The sequence below is a fragment of the Collinsella sp. TF07-1 genome (genome assembly GCF_003437235.1).
In the GTDB taxonomy this organism is placed as follows: Bacteria; Actinomycetota; Coriobacteriia; order Coriobacteriales; family Coriobacteriaceae; genus Collinsella.
Genome location: NZ_QSRV01000015.1, coordinates 38,998 through 57,381, shown reverse-complemented (window position 1 = coordinate 57,381; position 18,384 = coordinate 38,998). Strand labels below are relative to the sequence as shown.

16 protein-coding genes are annotated in these 18,384 nt (G+C 59.0%); 10 read left to right on the top strand and 6 right to left on the bottom strand.

Going from position 1 to position 18,384, the window contains the following annotated elements:
- Positions 1–278: 278 nt before the first annotated feature.
- Both pdxT and pdxS read right to left on the bottom strand, forming a co-directional pair.
- Positions 279–866, bottom strand: a complete 588-nt coding sequence (gene pdxT, locus DXC67_RS06950; RefSeq protein WP_117637842.1) for a pyridoxal 5'-phosphate synthase glutaminase subunit PdxT — start codon at positions 864–866, stop codon at positions 279–281.
- A 20-nt stretch (positions 867–886) separates the two neighbouring features.
- Positions 887–1,777 (bottom strand): pyridoxal 5'-phosphate synthase lyase subunit PdxS, encoded by an 891-nt coding sequence (gene pdxS, locus DXC67_RS06945; protein ID WP_022094325.1) that lies wholly within the window; start codon positions 1,775–1,777, stop codon positions 887–889.
- Positions 1,778–1,922: 145 nt separating this feature from the next.
- Between pdxS and DXC67_RS06940 the strand changes: the two genes are divergently transcribed.
- Entirely contained in the window at positions 1,923–3,359 is a 1,437-nt protein-coding gene (locus tag DXC67_RS06940) for a PLP-dependent aminotransferase family protein (protein ID WP_117637841.1), read from the top strand.
- Between the two features lie 541 nt (positions 3,360–3,900).
- Entirely contained in the window at positions 3,901–4,782 is an 882-nt protein-coding gene (locus DXC67_RS06935) for a hypothetical protein (protein WP_117637840.1), read from the top strand.
- A 241-nt stretch (positions 4,783–5,023) separates the two neighbouring features.
- On the opposite strand, the gene DXC67_RS06930 is transcribed toward DXC67_RS06935, so the two are convergent.
- The gene (locus DXC67_RS06930) at positions 5,024–5,587 is read right to left on the bottom strand and encodes a ferritin family protein (RefSeq protein ID WP_070097113.1); all 564 of its coding nucleotides are present in this window, start codon (positions 5,585–5,587) and stop codon (positions 5,024–5,026) included.
- 254 nt (positions 5,588–5,841) lie between these two features.
- Between DXC67_RS06930 and DXC67_RS06925 the strand changes: the two genes are divergently transcribed.
- From DXC67_RS06925 to DXC67_RS06900, 6 genes are all read left to right on the top strand, one after another.
- A complete protein-coding gene (locus tag DXC67_RS06925; protein ID WP_117629631.1) occupies positions 5,842–7,062 on the top strand; it encodes an iron-containing alcohol dehydrogenase in 1,221 nt (406 codons plus the stop codon).
- 8 nt (positions 7,063–7,070) lie between these two features.
- On the top strand, positions 7,071–8,450 hold the full coding sequence (locus DXC67_RS06920; RefSeq protein WP_117629632.1) for an aldehyde dehydrogenase: 1,380 nt from the start codon (positions 7,071–7,073) through the stop codon (positions 8,448–8,450).
- A gap of 91 nt (positions 8,451–8,541) precedes the next feature.
- A complete protein-coding gene (locus tag DXC67_RS06915) occupies positions 8,542–8,868 on the top strand; it encodes an HIRAN domain-containing protein (protein ID WP_117637839.1) in 327 nt (108 codons plus the stop codon).
- Between the two features lie 18 nt (positions 8,869–8,886).
- Positions 8,887–9,066, top strand: a complete 180-nt coding sequence (locus tag DXC67_RS06910) for a hypothetical protein (protein ID WP_117629634.1) — start codon at positions 8,887–8,889, stop codon at positions 9,064–9,066.
- A gap of 66 nt (positions 9,067–9,132) precedes the next feature.
- A complete protein-coding gene (locus DXC67_RS06905; RefSeq protein WP_117629635.1) occupies positions 9,133–9,678 on the top strand; it encodes a metallophosphoesterase in 546 nt (181 codons plus the stop codon).
- Between the two features lie 138 nt (positions 9,679–9,816).
- Positions 9,817–11,574: a DUF2130 domain-containing protein gene (locus tag DXC67_RS06900; protein WP_117629636.1), complete on the top strand. Its 1,758-nt coding sequence runs from the start codon at positions 9,817–9,819 to the stop codon at positions 11,572–11,574.
- A gap of 74 nt (positions 11,575–11,648) precedes the next feature.
- Here DXC67_RS06900 and DXC67_RS06895 read toward each other — a convergent pair whose 3' ends face one another.
- The 3 genes from DXC67_RS06895 to DXC67_RS06885 form a co-directional block, all read right to left on the bottom strand.
- Positions 11,649–14,330: an RNA helicase gene (locus DXC67_RS06895; RefSeq protein WP_117629637.1), complete on the bottom strand. Its 2,682-nt coding sequence runs from the start codon at positions 14,328–14,330 to the stop codon at positions 11,649–11,651.
- 309 nt (positions 14,331–14,639) lie between these two features.
- Positions 14,640–15,479, bottom strand: a complete 840-nt coding sequence (locus tag DXC67_RS06890) for a tRNA (guanosine(46)-N(7))-methyltransferase TrmB (RefSeq protein WP_117629638.1) — start codon at positions 15,477–15,479, stop codon at positions 14,640–14,642.
- A gap of 119 nt (positions 15,480–15,598) precedes the next feature.
- Positions 15,599–16,471, bottom strand: coding sequence for a hypothetical protein (locus DXC67_RS06885; RefSeq protein ID WP_117629639.1), 873 nt, complete (start codon positions 16,469–16,471; stop codon positions 15,599–15,601).
- Positions 16,472–16,738: 267 nt separating this feature from the next.
- On the opposite strand from DXC67_RS06885, the gene DXC67_RS06880 reads away from it, so the two are divergent.
- Both DXC67_RS06880 and DXC67_RS06875 read left to right on the top strand, forming a co-directional pair.
- Positions 16,739–17,452, top strand: a complete 714-nt coding sequence (locus DXC67_RS06880; RefSeq protein WP_117629640.1) for a helix-turn-helix domain-containing protein — start codon at positions 16,739–16,741, stop codon at positions 17,450–17,452.
- The gene (locus tag DXC67_RS06875; protein WP_117629641.1) at positions 17,449–18,348 is read left to right on the top strand and encodes a DUF4097 family beta strand repeat-containing protein; all 900 of its coding nucleotides are present in this window, start codon (positions 17,449–17,451) and stop codon (positions 18,346–18,348) included. The genes DXC67_RS06880 and DXC67_RS06875 overlap by 4 nt, the downstream gene beginning before the upstream one ends.
- The last annotated feature ends 36 nt before the right edge of the window (positions 18,349–18,384 follow it).

The following is an 18,384-nucleotide window of genomic DNA, read 5'->3' as shown; positions in this document are numbered from 1 at the left end:
CACGTCACCTTGCTCGCTTAGGGGCGTTTTCGCTGACTTATGCTCAACCTGCGGCGTTGTCTTGCTCCGGGGGTGGCAGTTGGGGACGTTCCTTTTCTGCCGGTAGTTTGGGACACTCCTTGTCAGGTAGTCATTGGGGACGTTCTTGTTTGACTAGTCGTTTAAGAACGTCCCCAACGACTACATAGGATGAGAGTGGATAATCTCCCGGTTTGAGCCTGCATTCAAGCTCAAAGTGGGAGATTATCCGCTCTCGTTTCGTTTGTTGATTTCGATGCCTACATTTGTAGGAGCAGTTCGTGGAGGCGGGTGTCGTCGTCGAGTTCGGGGTGGAAGGTCACGCCGAGTTGTTTGCCTTGGCGCGCGGCGACGATGCGGCCATCGACCTCTGCCAAGGCCTTGGCGTCGCCGTGGACCTCGACGATGCGGGGCGCGCGGATAAACGTCAGCGGCACTTCACCGTCGATGCCGTCTACCTGTCCCTTGGTGCGAAAACTGCCGAGCTGTCTGCCATAGGCATTGCGCTCAACGAGCACATCCATGGTTGCCAAACGCGGCGTGCCCTTATCGTCATGAGCGGCAAGGTCGTGAGCCAGCAGAATCAGGCCGGCGCAGGTGCCCAGGACGGGCATGCCTTCAGCGATACGGGTACGAAGCTCCTCGAGCATGCCCAACTCATCAAGCAGTTTCCCTTGAACGGTAGACTCGCCGCCGGGAAGTATCAGACGGTCAAAGTTCTGCTTCAAATCAGCCGCCTGCCTCAGCTCAATACAGCGTGCGCCCAGCTCAGATAGCCTTGCCTCATGCTCGGCAAAAGCGCCTTGGACCGCCAGCACGGCAACCGTTTGGTGTGCATAATCGCTCATGTGCGATCCTTTCTGCTGGACTAGCGCCCGCGCTCTTCCATGATAATCTCGATCTCGTCGGCGTTGATGCCCACCATAGCCTCGCCCAGGTCCTCCGAAAGCTCGGCGATGAGCTTGGCGTCGGTGAAGTTTGCCACGGCCTTGACGATGGCGGCGGCGCGCTTGGCGGGGTCGCCGCTCTTAAAGATGCCCGAGCCAACAAAGACGCCCTCGGCGCCCAGCTGCATCATCAGCGCGGCGTCGGCGGGGGTCGCGACTCCGCCGGCGGCAAAGTTTACGACGGGGAGCTTGCCCGTGGCATGGACCTCGCGCACCAGCTCGACCGGAACCTGCAGCTGCTTGGCTGCCTCAAAGAGCTCGTCGTCGCGCAGAGCAACAACGTCGCGGATCTGCTTTTGGATCTTGCGCATATGGCGCACGGCCTGAACGACGTCGCCCGTGCCCGGCTCGCCCTTGGTGCGAATCATCGTGGCGCCCTCAGCAACACGGCGCAACGCCTCGCCCAGATCGCGGGCGCCGCAGACAAACGGCACGTCAAACTGGGTCTTGTCGATGTGATAGACATCATCGGCGGGGGAGAGGACCTCGGACTCATCGATGTAGTCGATCTCGATGGCCTGCAGGACCTGCGCCTCGACAATGTGACCGATGCGACACTTGGCCATAACGGGGATGGAGACGGCCTCCTGGATGCCCTTGATCATCTTGGGGTCGCTCATGCGCGAGACGCCGCCTGCGGCGCGGATGTCGGCCGGGATGCGCTCGAGCGCCATGACGGCGCAGGCGCCCGCCTCCTCGGCGATGCGTGCCTGCTCGGGCGTGGTGACGTCCATGATGACGCCGCCCTTGAGCATCTGCGCGAGCTCGCGATTGAGTTTGACGCGATCGGCCTTGCTGGTCTGTTCTGCCATGGTTGCTCCCTTGGTTGGCATGTACATTGCTTGACGGAACATCCTATCGGGGAGCTGGGTATGGCGAAATACTCAGTTTTCGAGATAATAACAAGGTCAGACTAATGCCAGATTGAATGATTCGATAAGGTCAGGTGATAGACCCATGCTTGACTACAATTTGGAAAATCGCGGCGAAGCATCGCTTTATGAGTATGTTTACCAGCAAATTCGCGATGATATTGTTGCTGGCCGTATTGCGGCGGGGGAGCATCTTCCGTCTAAGCGCGCCTTTGCCAGTCATCTGGGAATCAGTGTCATTACTATCGAGAATGCATATAGCCAGTTGCTTGCCGAGGGCTATATTTGCTCAATGCCGCGTCGAGGCTACTACGCGTGCGAGCTTCCGGATGCGCCGGTTTTGGCTTTGGCTGCGGGGGATATCGACCGAGATGCTGTCCCTGTTGGTCCCAGCGCGCATGATGCCATGGGGCAGGCAGAGCGATTCGACGCACTTTCTCCTTCCGCTTTGGAGGCGGCGCGGCTTTGGCAAAGTGCGCTACGGGCGACGCTGACGTCCGAAGACGAACGTGAAATCTTTTCGCCCGCACCGGCGCAGGGCACCGCTCGACTGCGACGTGCGATTGCGCACCATCTGCGCGGGACAAGGGGCATGAATGTCAATCCCGACAATATCGTTATCGGTGCGGGCGCCCAGCTGCTCGATACCATGTTGGTTCAGTTGCTTGGCGCGGACAAGGTGTATGCCGTCGAGGATCCAGGCTATTTGCGCTTGACGCGCATCTATCAGGCCATGGGTTGCGAAGTGCGGCATGTCCCGTTGGATGCTGAGGGCGTGGACTTGAGCGCGCTGCAGAAAACCGGGACCGATGTCCTTCACCTGATGCCGTCTCATCAGTATCCGACCGGTCTTGTGACGAGCATTGCACGTCGCTATGCGTTGCTGAGCTGGGCCGCCGAGCGGCCAGGTCGGTATCTCATCGAAGACGACTTTGATTGTGAGTTTCGCCTTGCCGGCAAGCCGATTCCCGCGCTCGCGTCGATCGATGCCGCCCAGTCGGTTATCTACACCAACACGTTTTCGAAGAGCCTTTCATCGGCGTTACGTTTGGCGTACATGGTGCTGCCCGATGAACTAATGGAGAGGTTTAAACGCAACCTTGGTTTCTACGCCTCGTCGGTAAGTTCTGTTGATCAGGTTGCCTTGGCGCGTTTGCTGGAATCGGGTGATTACGAGCGACATGTGAACCGCGTGCGTGTTCGTGCTCGCGAGGCGCGTGATGGCCTGGCGGCGCTTGTGCGGAAGACATTTCCGGCAGGAGAGGTCTCGATCGAGCATGCAGACGCGGGCCTTTACTGCATCGTGGTTGCGGAGCGTGGCGCGGGCGGAAGCTCTTTTACGCGGGCACTTATGCACTCGAATATCCCTTATATCGATATCGGTGACTGCTTTTGGTGTGCCGATGGCGCATCTGTCCCTAAAAACTCAACTCAAATTCTTGTTCAGTATGACGATCTGAGTCCAAAAGTACTAACTACCTTGGAATTGCAGCTAATGGGGGGCGCTCTGCAACCTAAGTGAGTAGACTTTTAGCACTTTGGCGACCAGGCAGTTTTGTAACAAGCTATCTACCTGCGGTTTTGAAAAGCAGGATGACCGGCCTGATCGGGATGTTCAAAAAAGTCTACTCACTTGCCGCGCAAAGCTCCTGCATGAGAAAAAATGGGGTTTTCAACAGGGCTTCGTCCAGCTCTTGGCAAGCTTTTGGCCAGTTGGGGAGGGCTGTTGAAAACTCGGCAGTCCGTTCGGCGCCATTTTTGGTGCGTTCGCGCCAATGCGTGACTGACTGGGTTGAAATTCGTGTTTTCCTGTGCCTATGAAGGATCTACTTTGTGACATATCAGCTTTTAGGTACTGGCGTTTGCCTCCTCAAGTCCGCGCTTTGTGTCCGCCGCTTCCACGACCGGAAGAAGACCGGCAGCGATATGATCTCGCCCGCAACCCGACGGCTGCGGTCGCGCTCGGTTTTCCGTTGTATACATTGGTTCGGTCGAGAAACAAACGGACTTGTCCTGCCAGCATTAGGCAGCGGCTGTTTCTTGGTGAGCTTCCCGGGGAATCCGTGCTGGAAACGGAGCATGGGGTTTTGATTACGTCTCCTCTACTGACGGCATTCATCATGTTGCGGCATCTGACGGATCTTCAGCTTCTTTTGGTATTGGCGGAGATGTGTGGCTTGTTTGCGGTGTGTGCCCTGCCGGCGGCACTTGAGGCGGAGCTTTCGCGTGCAATTGATTCGGGCGCGATTTCGACAACGTTCGGTTGGGTGCGCTGCCCGTCCGAGGACGGCGCCGCTTCAAATTTATGGCGTCGAGACGCTTTGGTTTTGGGCGGAGACCTTGACCGTTTTTTTTCAGATGTTTGCGGGATGCGTTACGGCAATAGATTTATAGCGGTATCGCAACTCGTTCCATTGGGCGCCGCGTCGCCTTTTGAGGTCGAGGCGTATTTGCTACTTGCACTGCCGCGATCCCTGGGAGGCGAAGGTTTTTGCGGCATAGAGCTTAATGTTGAAGTGATGCTAAGCACAAGTGCTCGAGCGATTGTGGGAAAGTCCCGTGTATATATCGACCTACTTTTGTCTTCGCCGGACGGCAGGCGACAGGTGGCCATTGAATGTCAGGGAAAGGCCTCACACGGACGCGCAGGAGATGGCTTGCGTGACGCTGACCGCATGACGGCCCTTCAGGCCATGGGCTACGATGTGCTTCTCCTGACACACAGACAGATATCCGATGGGGATAGATTCCGCGCGATCGTTAAGGCCGTATGCAGGATGCTCGATGCTGAATATCGTGATAAAAGCTCAGATGAGCAAAGGGCTGAGACATTACTCCGGTCTGAACTATTCGTTGACTGGACAAAATTGGGAGTAATCGACGGAAAGATGCCCGTTAGACGCAAAACAGCTCGATCGTGGACGGCTGCGGTTCTAAGTGAGTAGGCTTTTGACACTTTGGCGACCAGGCCGTTTTGAAACAAGTCATTTACCTGCGACTTCATAAAGCAATACGGATGGTCTGCTCGGCAAGTTTCGAAAAGTCTACTCACTTAGTTTTTGACGAGAGACCGATGCCGAAGATAGCTCTATTTCAGGGCGTTAACGAGTCCTCGAGACACAAAAAGGCCCGAACCAATACGGTCCGGGCCTCATCGAGCTAGAGGTTATGTCTCAAGCGGTTGGCTTAGCCAAAGTAGCGCTTCAGCAGGCCGGCGAAAGCCTTGCCGTGGCGGGCCTCGTCGCGAGCCATCTCGTGCACGGTGTCATGGATGGCATCGAGGCCGGCGGCCTTGGCGCGCTTAGCGAGATCGGTCTTGCCAGCGGTGGCGCCGTTCTCGGCCTCAACGCGCATCTCGAGGTTCTTCTTGGTGGAGTCGGTCACGACCTCGCCCAGAAGCTCAGCGAACTTGGCGGCGTGCTCGGCCTCCTCGTGGGCAGCCTTCTCCCAGTACAGGCCGATCTCGGGATAGCCCTCGCGATGAGCGACGCGAGCCATGGCCAAGTACATACCGACCTCGGAGCACTCGCCCTCAAAGTTGGCGCGCAGGTCGGCAACGATGTCCTCGGAGACGCCCTCCATCTTGGCGACGCCCACGACGTGCTCGGCAGCCCACTCGAGCTGGCCCTCCTCCTGCTTCAGGAAACGAGAACCGGGAACGCCGCACTGGGGGCACTTGAAGTCCTCGGGCAGCTGGTCGCCGTCGAACTCTTCCACATAACCGCAAACGGGGCAAACAAACTTCATGATTCGATCCTTTCGATCGATGGCGATTGTGCGCTCGTCCGGTCCCGTAAGGGCCCTCTCCGGACGTGCGTCTTGACGAGTTCTATTATCCATAAATGCGACCGAATGTGAAGCCTATTAGGAATGATTTTTAATAAAATAATTTTGGGCATGTGAAGATGTTGATTGATTAACGATTGCCAGGCCGCTCGAGACCTCCGCTGAGTACAATCGGTCGAGCAAATGTTGACCTATCAACAAATGAAGGAGTTTCCTTTATGCATCTAGCCCGTCGTGCCTGGTGCCGAACATATCAGACGGTTTTTCGCATCGCATTGCCGATCCTGCCCTATACCGAGCCGCGCATTTTGGAGCATGCCGAGGACGTGCCCGCGGTGCTTCAAAAGCGCTCGATACAGCGGGTTCTTATCGTGACGGATCCCGGTATTGCCCGTCTGGGGCTCACGGCGCCGCTCGAGACGGCGCTCGCGTCCAAGGGAATTGGCGTTACGGTCTATGCCGAAACGCGTGCGAACCCCACGGTCTCAAACGTGGAGGAAGCGGCGTCCCTGTATCGCGAGAGCGCCTGTCAGGCCATTATCGGCTTTGGCGGCGGCTCGGCCATGGACTGTGCCAAGGGCGTGGGCGCACGCATCGCACAGCCAAACAAGCCCATCAACAAGATGCGCGGCCTGTTGCGCGTCCACCGTCTCCTGCCGCTGCTCATCGCCGTTCCCACCACGGCAGGTACGGGTAGCGAGGTCACGCTCGCAGCGGTCATTACCGATGACGAGACGCACTACAAGTACCCCATTAACGACTTTGTGCTGATCCCGCGCTTTGCGGTACACGACCCCGAGTTTACACGTGGCCTGCCCGCCTCCATTACGGGGCAGACGGGCATGGATGCTCTGACGCATGCCGTCGAGGCCTTTATCGGGCGCAGCACCACGCCCTACACGCGCAAGATGGCGCGTCAGGCGGTGCAGCTCATCCGCGACAATTTGCTCGAGGCCTATGAGCATGGCGACGACATGCGCGCTCGTCGCAATATGCTTTCGGCGGCGTATAAAGCGGGTGTTGCATTTACCCGCTCCTATGTCGGATATGTGCATGCCATCGCGCATAGTCTGGGCGGCCGATACGGAATTCCGCACGGCTTGGCCAACGCCATCATCCTGCCGCACATGCTTCGCGCTTATGGTGACGCCGCCGCCCCCACGCTTGCCGATCTTGCTCGCATGGCCGGTATCGCGCCGGCTAACGCGCAGGACAGTCTTGCGGCCGAGGCCTTTATCGATTGGGTCGACCGCATGAATGCCGCCTTGGGCATTCCCAAATATGTGACGGGCATTCGCCGCTCCGATATTCCGCAAATGGCGGCCCATGCCGATGCCGAGGCCAATCCGCTATACCCCGTTCCACTTTTGATGGACCGTTTGGAGCTCGAGCGTATGTACGAGGTCGTCGCGGGTGGTATGTTTGAGGATGAGAACTAGGAGGGCCCATGAACACCGAGGAAATCGCGCGCATTGTCGGCGAACAGCGCGCCTACTTTAAGACGCGCGCCACGTTTGATGTCGATGCTCGACGTCGCGCCCTCGTGCGCCTGCGCGAGGCGGTGCGAGCACACGAGACCGATATTGCCCATGCGCTCAAGACCGATTTGGGAAAGTCGCATGACGAGGCCTATATGTGTGAGATCGGCACCTCGCTTTCCGAGATTCGTCATCAGATTGCGCATGTGGCTCGATGGAGCCGTCCGCGCCTGCGCTCCTGCGACCTCGCCAATGCTATTAGCGTGTGCAAGACGCAAGCCGTGCCCTATGGCGTCACGCTCGTCATGGCTCCATGGAACTATCCGTTTTTGTTGACGCTCGAGCCGCTCGCCGGCGCGCTCGCTGCGGGTAACACCGTGGTCATCAAGCCGAGTGCCTATGCGCCGGCTTCGAGCGCGGTGCTCAAGCAAATCTGCGAAGAGACGTTTGATCCGCGCCTGGTGACGGTTATCGAGGGCGGGCGCGCCGAGAACGAAGCGCTGCTCGATGAGTGCTGGGACAAGATCTTCTTTACCGGCAGCGTTCCGGTCGGCAAACTCGTCATGGAGCGGGCAAGTAAAAACCTGACGCCCGTGACGCTTGAGCTGGGCGGAAAGAGTCCCGGCATTGTGGATGCGACGGCAAACTTGAAGGTCGCGGCACGGCGCATCGCCTTTGGTAAATGGCTCAACGTGGGCCAGACCTGTGTAGCGCCCGATTATCTGCTGGTCGACGTGCACGTGCACGATGAGTTGTTGGGCCTCATCAAGGAGGAGGTCCGCCGCATGTTTGGCGAGCATCCGCTCGACAACGAGGATTACGGCCACATCGTCAACGCCAAGCATTTTGCGCGCGTGCGCGGGCTGATCGATCCCGACAAGGTTGTGCTGGGAGGCACGGCGCGCGAGTCGTCGCTCAAGATTGAGCCGACGATCCTAGACGGCGTGTCCCCCGATGACGCCGTGATGCAGGAAGAAATCTTCGGTCCCATCTTGCCGGTGCTGACGTTTGAGAGCTTAGACGAGGCCGAGACGTTTATTACGGATCGTCCGACACCGCTGGCCTTATATATCTTTAGCCAGGACCGCGCAGTTCAGGAGCGCTTTGTGCGCCATGTGCCCTTTGGCGGCGGCTGCGTCAACGACACGATCATGCATCTGGCTACGAGCCATATGGGCTTTGGCGGCATGGGCGCGAGCGGTATGGGGCAGTACCATGGACGCGAGAGCTTCGATACGTTTAGCCACAAGAAGAGCATCGTGAACAAGGCAACGTGGTTGGACGTGCCATTCCGCTATGCTCCTTACGCAAGCTGGAAGCACAAGTTCGTGCGCATGTTTGTGCATTAGAATCAGATAAGGATGAATTTATGTCCGCACGGGCCCGTAGACTTCTCGATAAGGTCAAACGCTGGTTTATCCGGCCGTTAGAGGAGTTGCCATGTACGAGCCTTCACGTGTTCTTCTGTCGTTTCATATCGCAGGATTTCAATATGCCGACGGTGCTTTGGTCCTAGGCGATCTTAAAGCGGGCGATAAACTGACGCTGTGTGCCGAGCACGATAATCCCCATGATCCCGAGGCGGTTGCGATCTATTACGGCAACACCAAGCTTGGCTATGTTCCGGGAAACGAGGTCGGCCCGCTGTCCTTGATGATGTATTACGGCCACGAGGATGTGTTTGAGGCCCGCGTACAACAGGTTGCCCCCGAGCGCAGCCCGTGGCATCAGATGCGCGTTGGCCTCTATGTGGTGGATGCTCGCTAGTCGGCAATGGAGGCTGCCATGTTTGTTGACGATGATCTGTTCGATCTGACGGATGACCCGTTTGAGTGGGATATGCTACTTGATGACGATGAGTTGGAGCAGGACCGCAAAAAGCAAAAGGATAAGAACACCCCGGGAAAAGATTCGAATAAAAAGGACAAGCGCCGCCGCGGACTGTTCGGCGGGCTCTTTGGATAACCGCCGCATCGCTACGTCTGTATACTTAGCACGAGTTGAACGCGTTGCGAAATGAGGGCATAGACGATGATGTGGTTTACCGCCGACCTGCACCTGGGCGATACGAATATCTTGCACGACATGGATCGGCCGTTTGATTCGGTCGAGGAGATGAACCGCAAGGTCATCGATGCCATCAATGAGTGCGTGGCTGTGGACGACCGCCTCTATATCTTGGGAGACTTTACCTACCGTTTGCCCCTGGCAGAGGCGGTGCGCCTGCGCGAGCGTATCGAATGCAAGAATGTGACGCTCATCCGTGGTAACCATGACGGCGACTGGGAAGATCCCGACGTACCGCAGATTTGGGAAGACGTGCGCGATTACCTGGAGATTGCTCCCGGCTATGCCAAGGGGCATCGTCTGGTTATGAGCCACTACCCCATGCTCAGCTGGAATGGTAAGGCGCGTGGCGCCATCATGCTACACGGGCATATCCACAGCAGAGGAGACCGCACCAACGCTCGCAACCGCGATCGCGAGCGCCCCATTTACCGCTACGATGTGGGCCTCGACGCCAACAACTACAAGCCCGTAAGCCGAGACCAGATCCTGAATTTCTTTGGACTGTAGCTCGCAAACCGCCACGAAGGGGACAGGCACCTTTGTGGTGGTTCTGGCGCCGTACTCATTCTGGTAGCGGCGACTTATTTGTCCGCGCGGCGCGGTAGAGTGAAGGCGGTTGAAGTTTGCGTCCATCGAGGAGCTGCTATGAACGAGATTAAGTGCCCGCATTGCGGCGAAGTTTTTAAGGTCGATGCGTCCGGCTATGCGGATATCGTCAAACAAGTGCGCAATGCCGAGTTTTCGCGCGATCTGGATGAGCGTGTGAGGGCAGTCCAGCGCGAGGGCGAGCAGGCGCTGGAGCTTGAGCGCTCGCGTTCGACGGCTGCCTTGCAAGAGGCAGAGTCTCAGCGCAACGCTCAGCTTGCCGAGCAGAAGAACACTGCGGAGCAGAAGCTGGCACAAGAGGTTGCCAAGCGCGACGCTGAGCTTGCCGAGCTGCGCGCCAAGCTCGAAGGCGCTGCCGCAGAGCGCGAGAGTGCAAGTCAGCGCGCGGCGGTTGAGGCCCGCGCCGATGCTCAAAAGGAGAATGCCGAGCTTCAGCGCGAGATCGACAATTTGCGTGCGCAGCTGGAGCGCAAAGATGACGAAGCCAAGCTCGTCGAGTCGGCGACGCGCAATGCCGCTCAAAACGATTTAGCTGCACGTGATGCTCAGATTGCTGAGCTGCAGGCCAGACTTGCCGCGGCGGACAAGGCCCAGGAGATGGCGCTTGCCGCCGCTGCGGCCGAGTCGCAGCGTGAGCTCGATGCCGCTCGCAGCGAGGCCGAGCGCGCGCTTGCTGACTATCGCGTGAAGGTGCAAGAGAAGTTTTCTGCCGCAAAGGCACAGTCCGAGCAAGAGGCCGAGGGTCTGCGTGCCCAGTTGCGCGAGCAGGAACTGATGGCAAAAATGAACCTGTCAGAGGCGGTCGCCGCGGCGGAGCGAGAGCGCGATGAGGCACGTGCCAAGCTGACGAGCGAGTTGGCGGTGCGCGATTCTCGTGAGGAGCAAGCCAAGGCGGCACACGAGCTCGAGCTTGCGCAGGCCAAGCGCGCGAGCGATGACCTGATTCGCTACAAGGATGAAGAGATTGAGCGCCTTAAGGACATGAAGGTCCGCCTGTCCACCAAGATGGTGGGCGAGTCGCTCGAGCAGCACTGCGAGACCGAGTTCAACCGTCTGCGCATGACGGCGTTTCCCAACGCGTACTTCGAGAAAGATAACGATGCGTCCGAGGGTACCAAGGGCGACTTTATCTTCCGCGAGTGCGACGCGAGCGGTAACGAGGTCATTTCGATTATGTTCGAGATGAAAAACGAGAACGACGAGACCACGACCAAGCATAAAAACGAGGACTTCTTTAAGAAACTCGACCACGATCGCCGCCAAAAAGGCTGTGAGTACGCGGTGCTCTGCACGCTACTCGAGCCCGAGAGCGAGCTCTATAACGCAGGGATAGTCGACGTGAGCTATCGCTACGAGAAGATGTACGTGATTCGCCCACAGTTTTTCATTCCCATGATTACGCTTCTTCGCAACGCCGCCATGGGTTCGCTGCGCTATAAGCAGGAGCTAGCGGAGTACAAACAGCAGAATATCGACGTTACGAACTTCGAAGCCAAGATGGAAAAGTTCAAGAATGATTTCGGCCGCAACTACGAGATTGCGAGTCGCAAGTTCCAAACAGCAATCGATGAGATCGACAAGACGATTAGCCATCTGCAGAAAACCAAGGAGGCGTTGCTGTCCTCCGAGAACAACCTGCGCCTAGCCAACAAGAAAGCCGACGATCTTACCATTCGCAAGCTCACGTGGGGCAACAAGACCATGAAGGCGGCGTTTGACGAGGCGCGCGGGGCTGCGTCAGAGACAAACGATGAGCCAGCCGAGGCGGATTCGTATGAGATCGAGGATGCCGAGTAAGGTATAGCGGATAGTGCAAAAGCGGGGCCGCTGGCGAAATTGCCAACGGCCCCGTTTCGTTTCGGTATGTTCGGCTAGTCCTCGAGCAGGTCCTCGATAAAGCCGACACGGTAGTTTTTGAAAATGACCTCGCCACCGTCTTGCGTGGCGTCTAGATCGACATCGCCCATAATGCCAAAGTCGTGGTCGCCATCCTCGTCGGCAAAAATCTGGTGCACGTGCCATACGTGCGCGGTCTTCTCGTCGGACTCGTCGATGGAAAACATCGCGGCGCTGCGGGCATCTCCGTCGGTGAGGATTTCCTCGTGCTGCTCGTGGTAAGCGTCGAGTGCTTTTTGCCAGCGGATCTCGCTCATGCCCCAGTCGTCGTCGAGCTCGCCCAGGTCGCGAACGTGCTCGCGGGCGGCAAGGGTCACGCGACGGAAGAGCGCGTTGCGCACCAACAGCGTGCAGCCGCGACGGTCCGCCACGACCTCGTCGATGCCCTGCGGCGGCGCAGCATCGAGTGCAGCGGGGTTGCCGGCGTTCTCCCACTCGTCCACCAGGCTCGAGTCGACCGAGCGCACCACAAAGCCGAGCCACGAAATGATGTCACGCAGGCGCTCGTCGCGCTTCTCGATGGGTACGGTGCGGTCGAGAGAACGGTAAGCCTCTGCCAGGTAGCGCAGCAAAATGCCCTCGGAGCGGGCGATGCCGAGCTTTTGAATGTAGCCCTTAAAATCGCTCGCGCTTTCCAGCATATCGCGCAGGACGCTCTTGGGAGAGAGCTGGTAGTCGTTTGCCCAGGGTACTTCCTGGCAGTACTTGTCAAAAGCGGCGTCGAGCAAGTCCTCGAGCGGCTTTTCGTAGGTGACGTCCTGGATGCGCTCCAGGCGTTCCTCATATTCGACGCCGTCAGCCTTCATTTCTGCCATCGCGCGGTCGCGCGCGGCGCGCTCCTGTGCGCGCAATATCTGCTTGGGATCCTCGAGCGTTGACTCGACCATCGAGATCAGATCCATGGTATAGGTCTCACTCTCGGGGTCGAGCAGCTCCAGCGCGGCAAGCAAAAACGGCGAGAGCGGCTGGTCGAGCGCAAAGTCCTCGGGCAGGTCGACCGTCAGCGCGTAGTCGATGTCCGGCGCGGCATCAGCCGGAGCGTCGGGTGCGGGCGGTACCTCGGTGCGCACGACGACGCCGGAGTCGATGAGCGTGGCGAAGATTTCGTCGGCGCGAACCTCGAGCTTGGCCTTTTCTTCGGGGGTCTGCAGGCTTGTCTCGATGAGGTCGTGCACGCGGGCGCGAGCGTCACCGCCCTGCTCGACCACGCTAATCACCATGGAGTGTGTGATGCGAAGGCGCGGCTTGAGCGTCTCGGGCTGCGTCTCGATCAGGCGCTCAAAGGTCTGCTTGTTCCAGGTGACAAAGCCCTCGGGGGCCTTCTTCTTTTTAATCTTGCGGAGCTTTTTGGGATCGTCGCCCGCCTTGGCCATAAGCTTGGCATTCTCGATCTCGTGCTCGGGTGCCTCGGCGATCACCATGCCCTCGGTATCGAAGCCCGAGCGACCGGCGCGACCAGCGATCTGATGAAACTCACGGGCGCGCAGGCGACGCATCTTGTAGCCGTCGAACTTGGTGAGCGCGGTGAGCACCACGGTATGGATGGGTACGTTGATGCCGACGCCGAGCGTATCGGTACCGCAGATGACGGGCAGCAGGCCCTGCTGCGCCAAGCGCTCGACCAGCAGGCGATAGCGCGGCAACATGCCAGCATGGTGCACGCCGACGCCGCAGCCGAGCAAACGCTTGAGGATCTTGCCGAAGGCCGTCGAGAAGCTCGTGCCTTTGGCGGCTTCCTTAATAGCCTCGCGCTGCTCCTTGCTGGCGATGCCAAAATTGGCGAGGGATTGCGCCGTCGCAAGTGCGGCGTCCTGGCTAAAGTGCACGATGTAGAGCGGGGCCTCGCCACGGCGCATGGCGAGCTCGACGGTGCCCTCAAGCGAGGTCGTCACGTAGTCGTAGCTCAGCGGCACGGGGCGTGGGGCATCGACGACCAAGTCGCAGGTAGCGCCGGTGTGTTCCTCGAGTGAGGTGGCGATGGCAGTGACATCGCCGAGCGTGGCACTCATGAGCATAAACTGCGTATGGGGCAGGGTGAGCAGCGGCACCTGCCAGGCCCAGCCGCGGTCGGGGTCGGCAAAGTAGTGGAACTCGTCCATGGCCACGCAGCCCACGTCGGCGTCCTCGCCCTCGCGGAGCGCATCGTTGGCAAGGATTTCGGCCGTGCAGCAGATGACGGGTGCCTTGGTGTTGATATGCGTGTCGCCGGTGATCATGCCGACGTTATCGCGGCCGAGCACCTGTACCAGATCGAAGAACTTTTCGCTGACCAGAGCCTTGATAGGAGCCGTATAGTAGCAGCGCTTGCCCTGTGCCATGCCCATAAAGAGCATGCCCAGCGCAACAAGTGACTTACCCGAGCCGGTCGGCGTGCCTAAGATGACGTGATCGCCGGCGGCCAGGTCCATGAGGGCCTCTTCTTGGTGATCCCACAGCTCGATGCCGCGGTCGCTCGTCCATTCAAAGAAGCGTTCGAAGGCTTGATCGGGCGTGAGCCATGGTTCGGGCTCGCTGCCGTCCTCGGGCTCCCACCAGGTGGGGGAGAGCGCACCGAGTGAGCCGAATTCGGCTTCGGTTCCCGTGCCGCCCGAGAATGAACTGGCGGCTCCGGCGCCGGAGACGGTGCTGGCGGCGATATCTGTCGTGGTCTGTGCCATGTGTTTGCTTTCTCTCGCGATTGTCCGCCAACTATTATGGCGTAGCGGCGGCGCGGGGTGCCAGCGCGAAAGAAAATGCAGGAAATGGGCGTCCTGCTCAGCCGTTTGGTGCGGCCGCGAGCTAAGTGAGTAGACTTTTTGCGATTTCGCCAGCACATGGCTTTTGCGTAAGGGATTTACCTGCGGTTTTACTTGTTCCTATGCGGGTTGTGCTTGGCTATTGCTAAAAAGTCTACTCACTTAGGCTTGAGGGTCGTTCGTCGGTGCCTATTTGCGCTTGCTCGCTGGCGACGTGACTGTCAAAAGCCCCTATGACTCCTGCGGAAGGCGCTTTTTGCCTTTGCGGGTGCGGTTTCTAAAGTTCTCGACGGCCTCTTCCATGCCCAGAGGTACATAGGTGAGCTCATCGAGGTTTTCGGGCAGGTAGCAGGCAAGGCTTTGCTCCTGCGCGCGGCCCGCCGCGAGCTGTTCATTGCTGGGCTGCGCGCCGGGTGTGGCGCAAATGCCATAGACGACGGCACCCATCTCGCGCGTGCGGCATTCGTACTCGGTCTCGGGATGCTCGGGATGGTCGCGGCGGACGTCGTCGCTTACCCAAAGCGTGTCGTAGCCGGCCGCGGCAAACTGCCCCAGGGCGTAGTCGCGCAATGGCTTACTGTCGGTTCGCAGTGTGACGGTGGCGCCGGCTGAAAAGAGCGGGCGGTAGAGCATCAGATGGTCGACATGGACGAGTCGTTTTTTGGCGTACTTGGCCTTGGGCTGCGGCGTGGGAAAGTTGATGGTTATGGCGTCGAGCTCGCCTGCGGCAAACAGCTGCGGCAACGTTGCGGCGCCTCGGGGCAGGACGAGTGCGTTGGATAGCTCCTGCTCGCAGATTTTCTGTGCGGCATAGGCGATGCAGATGGGCTCCTGGTCCATACCGATAAAGAGGGTGTTTGGCTCGTGCGCCGCACGCTCTACAAGGTACGTTCCCTTGCCACAGCCAAGATCCAGGTGAAGGTGTTCGAAGGGCTTGCTGCCAACTGGCGCGCAAGCCTCGCGCCAATCTCCGGCATAGGCCTCGGGGTTCGTCTCGATTGCATCGGCGTAGCGCCCCAGGCGCTCTTCGAGCACAAAGTTCTTAGGCGTGCGAACGTGGACGGCTCCCATGAGGCTCCTTGGTCATACGTATGGAACACATTGCAGGCGCGTTCCGTCAATGGGTTGAAAAAGGGTGGGCATGGTTTGCCCGAAAGATGCGGTGCGGCTCAGCGACGAGTCGCTGACGCCTATAGACGCTTGAGAATCACGTAACGGTTGAGATCGCCGCTGCGACCGTCGGCATGGAAGCGCTCAAGCTCGCGCACGGGGACCTCGCCGCTCTTGTAGAACGTACGGACGCCGCGCACCAGGTCGGTGATCTGCTGATCGTCAAAGTGATGGCAATAGCGGTAGGCGTGGCGGTCGTTTTGCCAGCCAATGAGGTGGTCACCGGCTTCAAACTGCGCGGAATCGTAACCCTCAAACGGCGGGGTGAGCTCGGCGCGGGCCTCGGCACGAACGGCCTTGCGCGCCATGCGCCCGTCGTTCATAAACTCCCAAAAGCTGATGGCGATGATGCCGCCTGGGCGCGTCTGGCGCACCAGGGCGTCGAGCACGCGTACGCGGTACTCGCACGACGGCACGTGGTGCATAAATCCAAAGCAGACCGAGATGTCGGCGAGCGGGGCGTTGAAAAGCACGTCGGGTGTCTTGGCGGGGTTGAGCTTCATGAGGGCGTCGAGCACATCGAGTTCCTGGAAGTGCAGGTTGGGAATGCGCAGGGCGTGACCGTGCGCATCGATAGCCAAATCCTGACACGAGTCAACACCATAGAACTCAAACGGGCAACTGGCGTCTGCCGAGGGGTTTGTGCCGTCGACGCCCTTGGCGGCAAGTGCGCCGCCGGCGGCAAAGTTCTCGAATCGCATATTGCCGCAGGCGAGATCGAAGACGCGGACGGGATGCTCGATCGTGGCGACGTCGAGCTGCTCGAGCGCTATGTCCATGGTGCGTACCCAGCCGGGCCACGGTGCCTGACGCGTATCGGAGAAGGAGGCGGAGTGCTCGCGATAGAACGTATTGTTGAGCTGAATGAGCGATGAGGCGAAATCGCGGTTCACGGCGCGGAACTCCCTCCGTTGGCGGTGCGGAATAAACAGTACGACCATACTACCGTTAACGCCGCAACGGGGACAACCGAGCTGCGGGTCATTGCTTTGTTTGGACACATTTCCGCAGCTCATATATGCCCGCAACCGCCGGTTGTCAAAAATCTCACTAGAATAGGTGGCATGCTTTTGACGGTGGCGGATAGATTTTTAACTGTGCAAGGCGCCTTAAGAACAAAAACGGTCCGGCGGCACGGCTGGCATCGCATAGGAGGAACCATGAATGTAGAAACTGCGCAGCGGCTCGCCGACCTTCGTCGCAGCAAGGGTTTTAGCCAAGAAGGGCTGGCGCGAAAGCTGGGGCTGTCGCGCCAGGCGGTCAGTAAATGGGAGCGTGCGGAGAGCTCGCCCGATACCGAGAACCTGATCTCGCTCGCAAAACTCTATGGCGTGAGTTTGGACGAGCTCCTCAATCCGAGCGATGAGATCGAGGACGATATCGAGTTTGAGAACGAGGACCGCGCCCGTCAGCGCGAGGCCGAGGCGGCAGAACGTGCCCGCACCCATGAGGCGGCGGCGCGCGCCACGGAGGCAGCTACGCAGGCGAGTGATGCTGCGGCCAAGGCGGCGCAAGCGGCAAGCTGGAGTGCGCAGGCCGCCAATGCCGCTACGGCGCAGGTGACGAGTGGCGGCGCAGCTGGCTCGACTCCGTTGAAAGGTCCGTTCCAGTCGTTTCCGTATTGGGCCGTGTGCTGGCTGCTGTTCTTTTTGCTGATGTTCCTGTTTGGTGGCTCCTTTGCCGCGCTGATCTTCTTTACAATCCCCATCTATCACTGGGTGGCGCGTGCGCTCGATGGCGATTGGGCACGCGGGGATATTCAGGTTGGTCCGGCGCCGGAGGCGGCTAAGGCTCAGGATGTTTCCGCTGCGGTTGATACTGACGTGGCTTCCTCGACCGCCGCTGAGCCGAGCGCCAAAGAAGGTGATGAATGATGAAGCTCTCGCATGAGTCCAAGGTCCGCCTGGGCGTCGGTATCGGAGCGTTCGTGCTCATCATCGGGCTTATCTTTGGCACTTCGCGGATATTGTTTCATTTTGATGGCCCGTGGGATCTCGGCGATATTGCATCCGGTTTGTTCGGTATGGACGATGTGGTTGACGGGGACGATTCTTTGGATGGCGGTAACTATTCCGCTCAGTCTCGGCAGCTTTCGAGCGAAACGTTTGATGCCGACTCATTCCAGTCCCTTGACCTGGATGTGACATCGGGTGAGGTTGAGATCAAGTGCGTTTCCGGCGGGCAGGTGCGTGTCATCGAGAGCGGTCGTGTTGCAAAGGGGGTAGCTACCTACGATGCTGCCACTCAGAATCTGGCCGAGGTCAAGGGTTCTACACTCACGATTAGCCAGTTCGACTGCGATGACGAGCGCGCTATCGATCGTTCGGTCACCATCGAGCTGCCGCGGGATGTTGCCGATAACATGGTGGGCATTACAGCGAATGTAGGATCGGGCGATCTAACGGTCACGGACATTGCGTGTCATGACCTCAACCTGACGTTGGACTCGGGAGACGTCGCGTTTACGGGCACCGTGACCGACACCCTGAATGCCGAGGTCGGTTCGGGCGATGCAACGTTCGAGCTCTACCAGGCGCCCGCGAAGTCGATGGACGTGAGCGTGGGCTCGGGCGACGTGGAGATGACGGTTCCGAACTCTACGGGCTTTAAGGCGAGCCTCGCCGTGGGCAGCGGTGACTTCGAGAGCGATTTCCTTCCGCTTGGCTACGATGGCGAGACCATATTAAATCTTGAATTCGACAACGGTGATAAGTCTGCCACGTATCGTTTTGAGGTTGGTTCGGGTGACGTGTCGTTTGATTCGGAGTGACGGGTGGTTTTCGGAGACCCGCAAACGTAGCCGCGC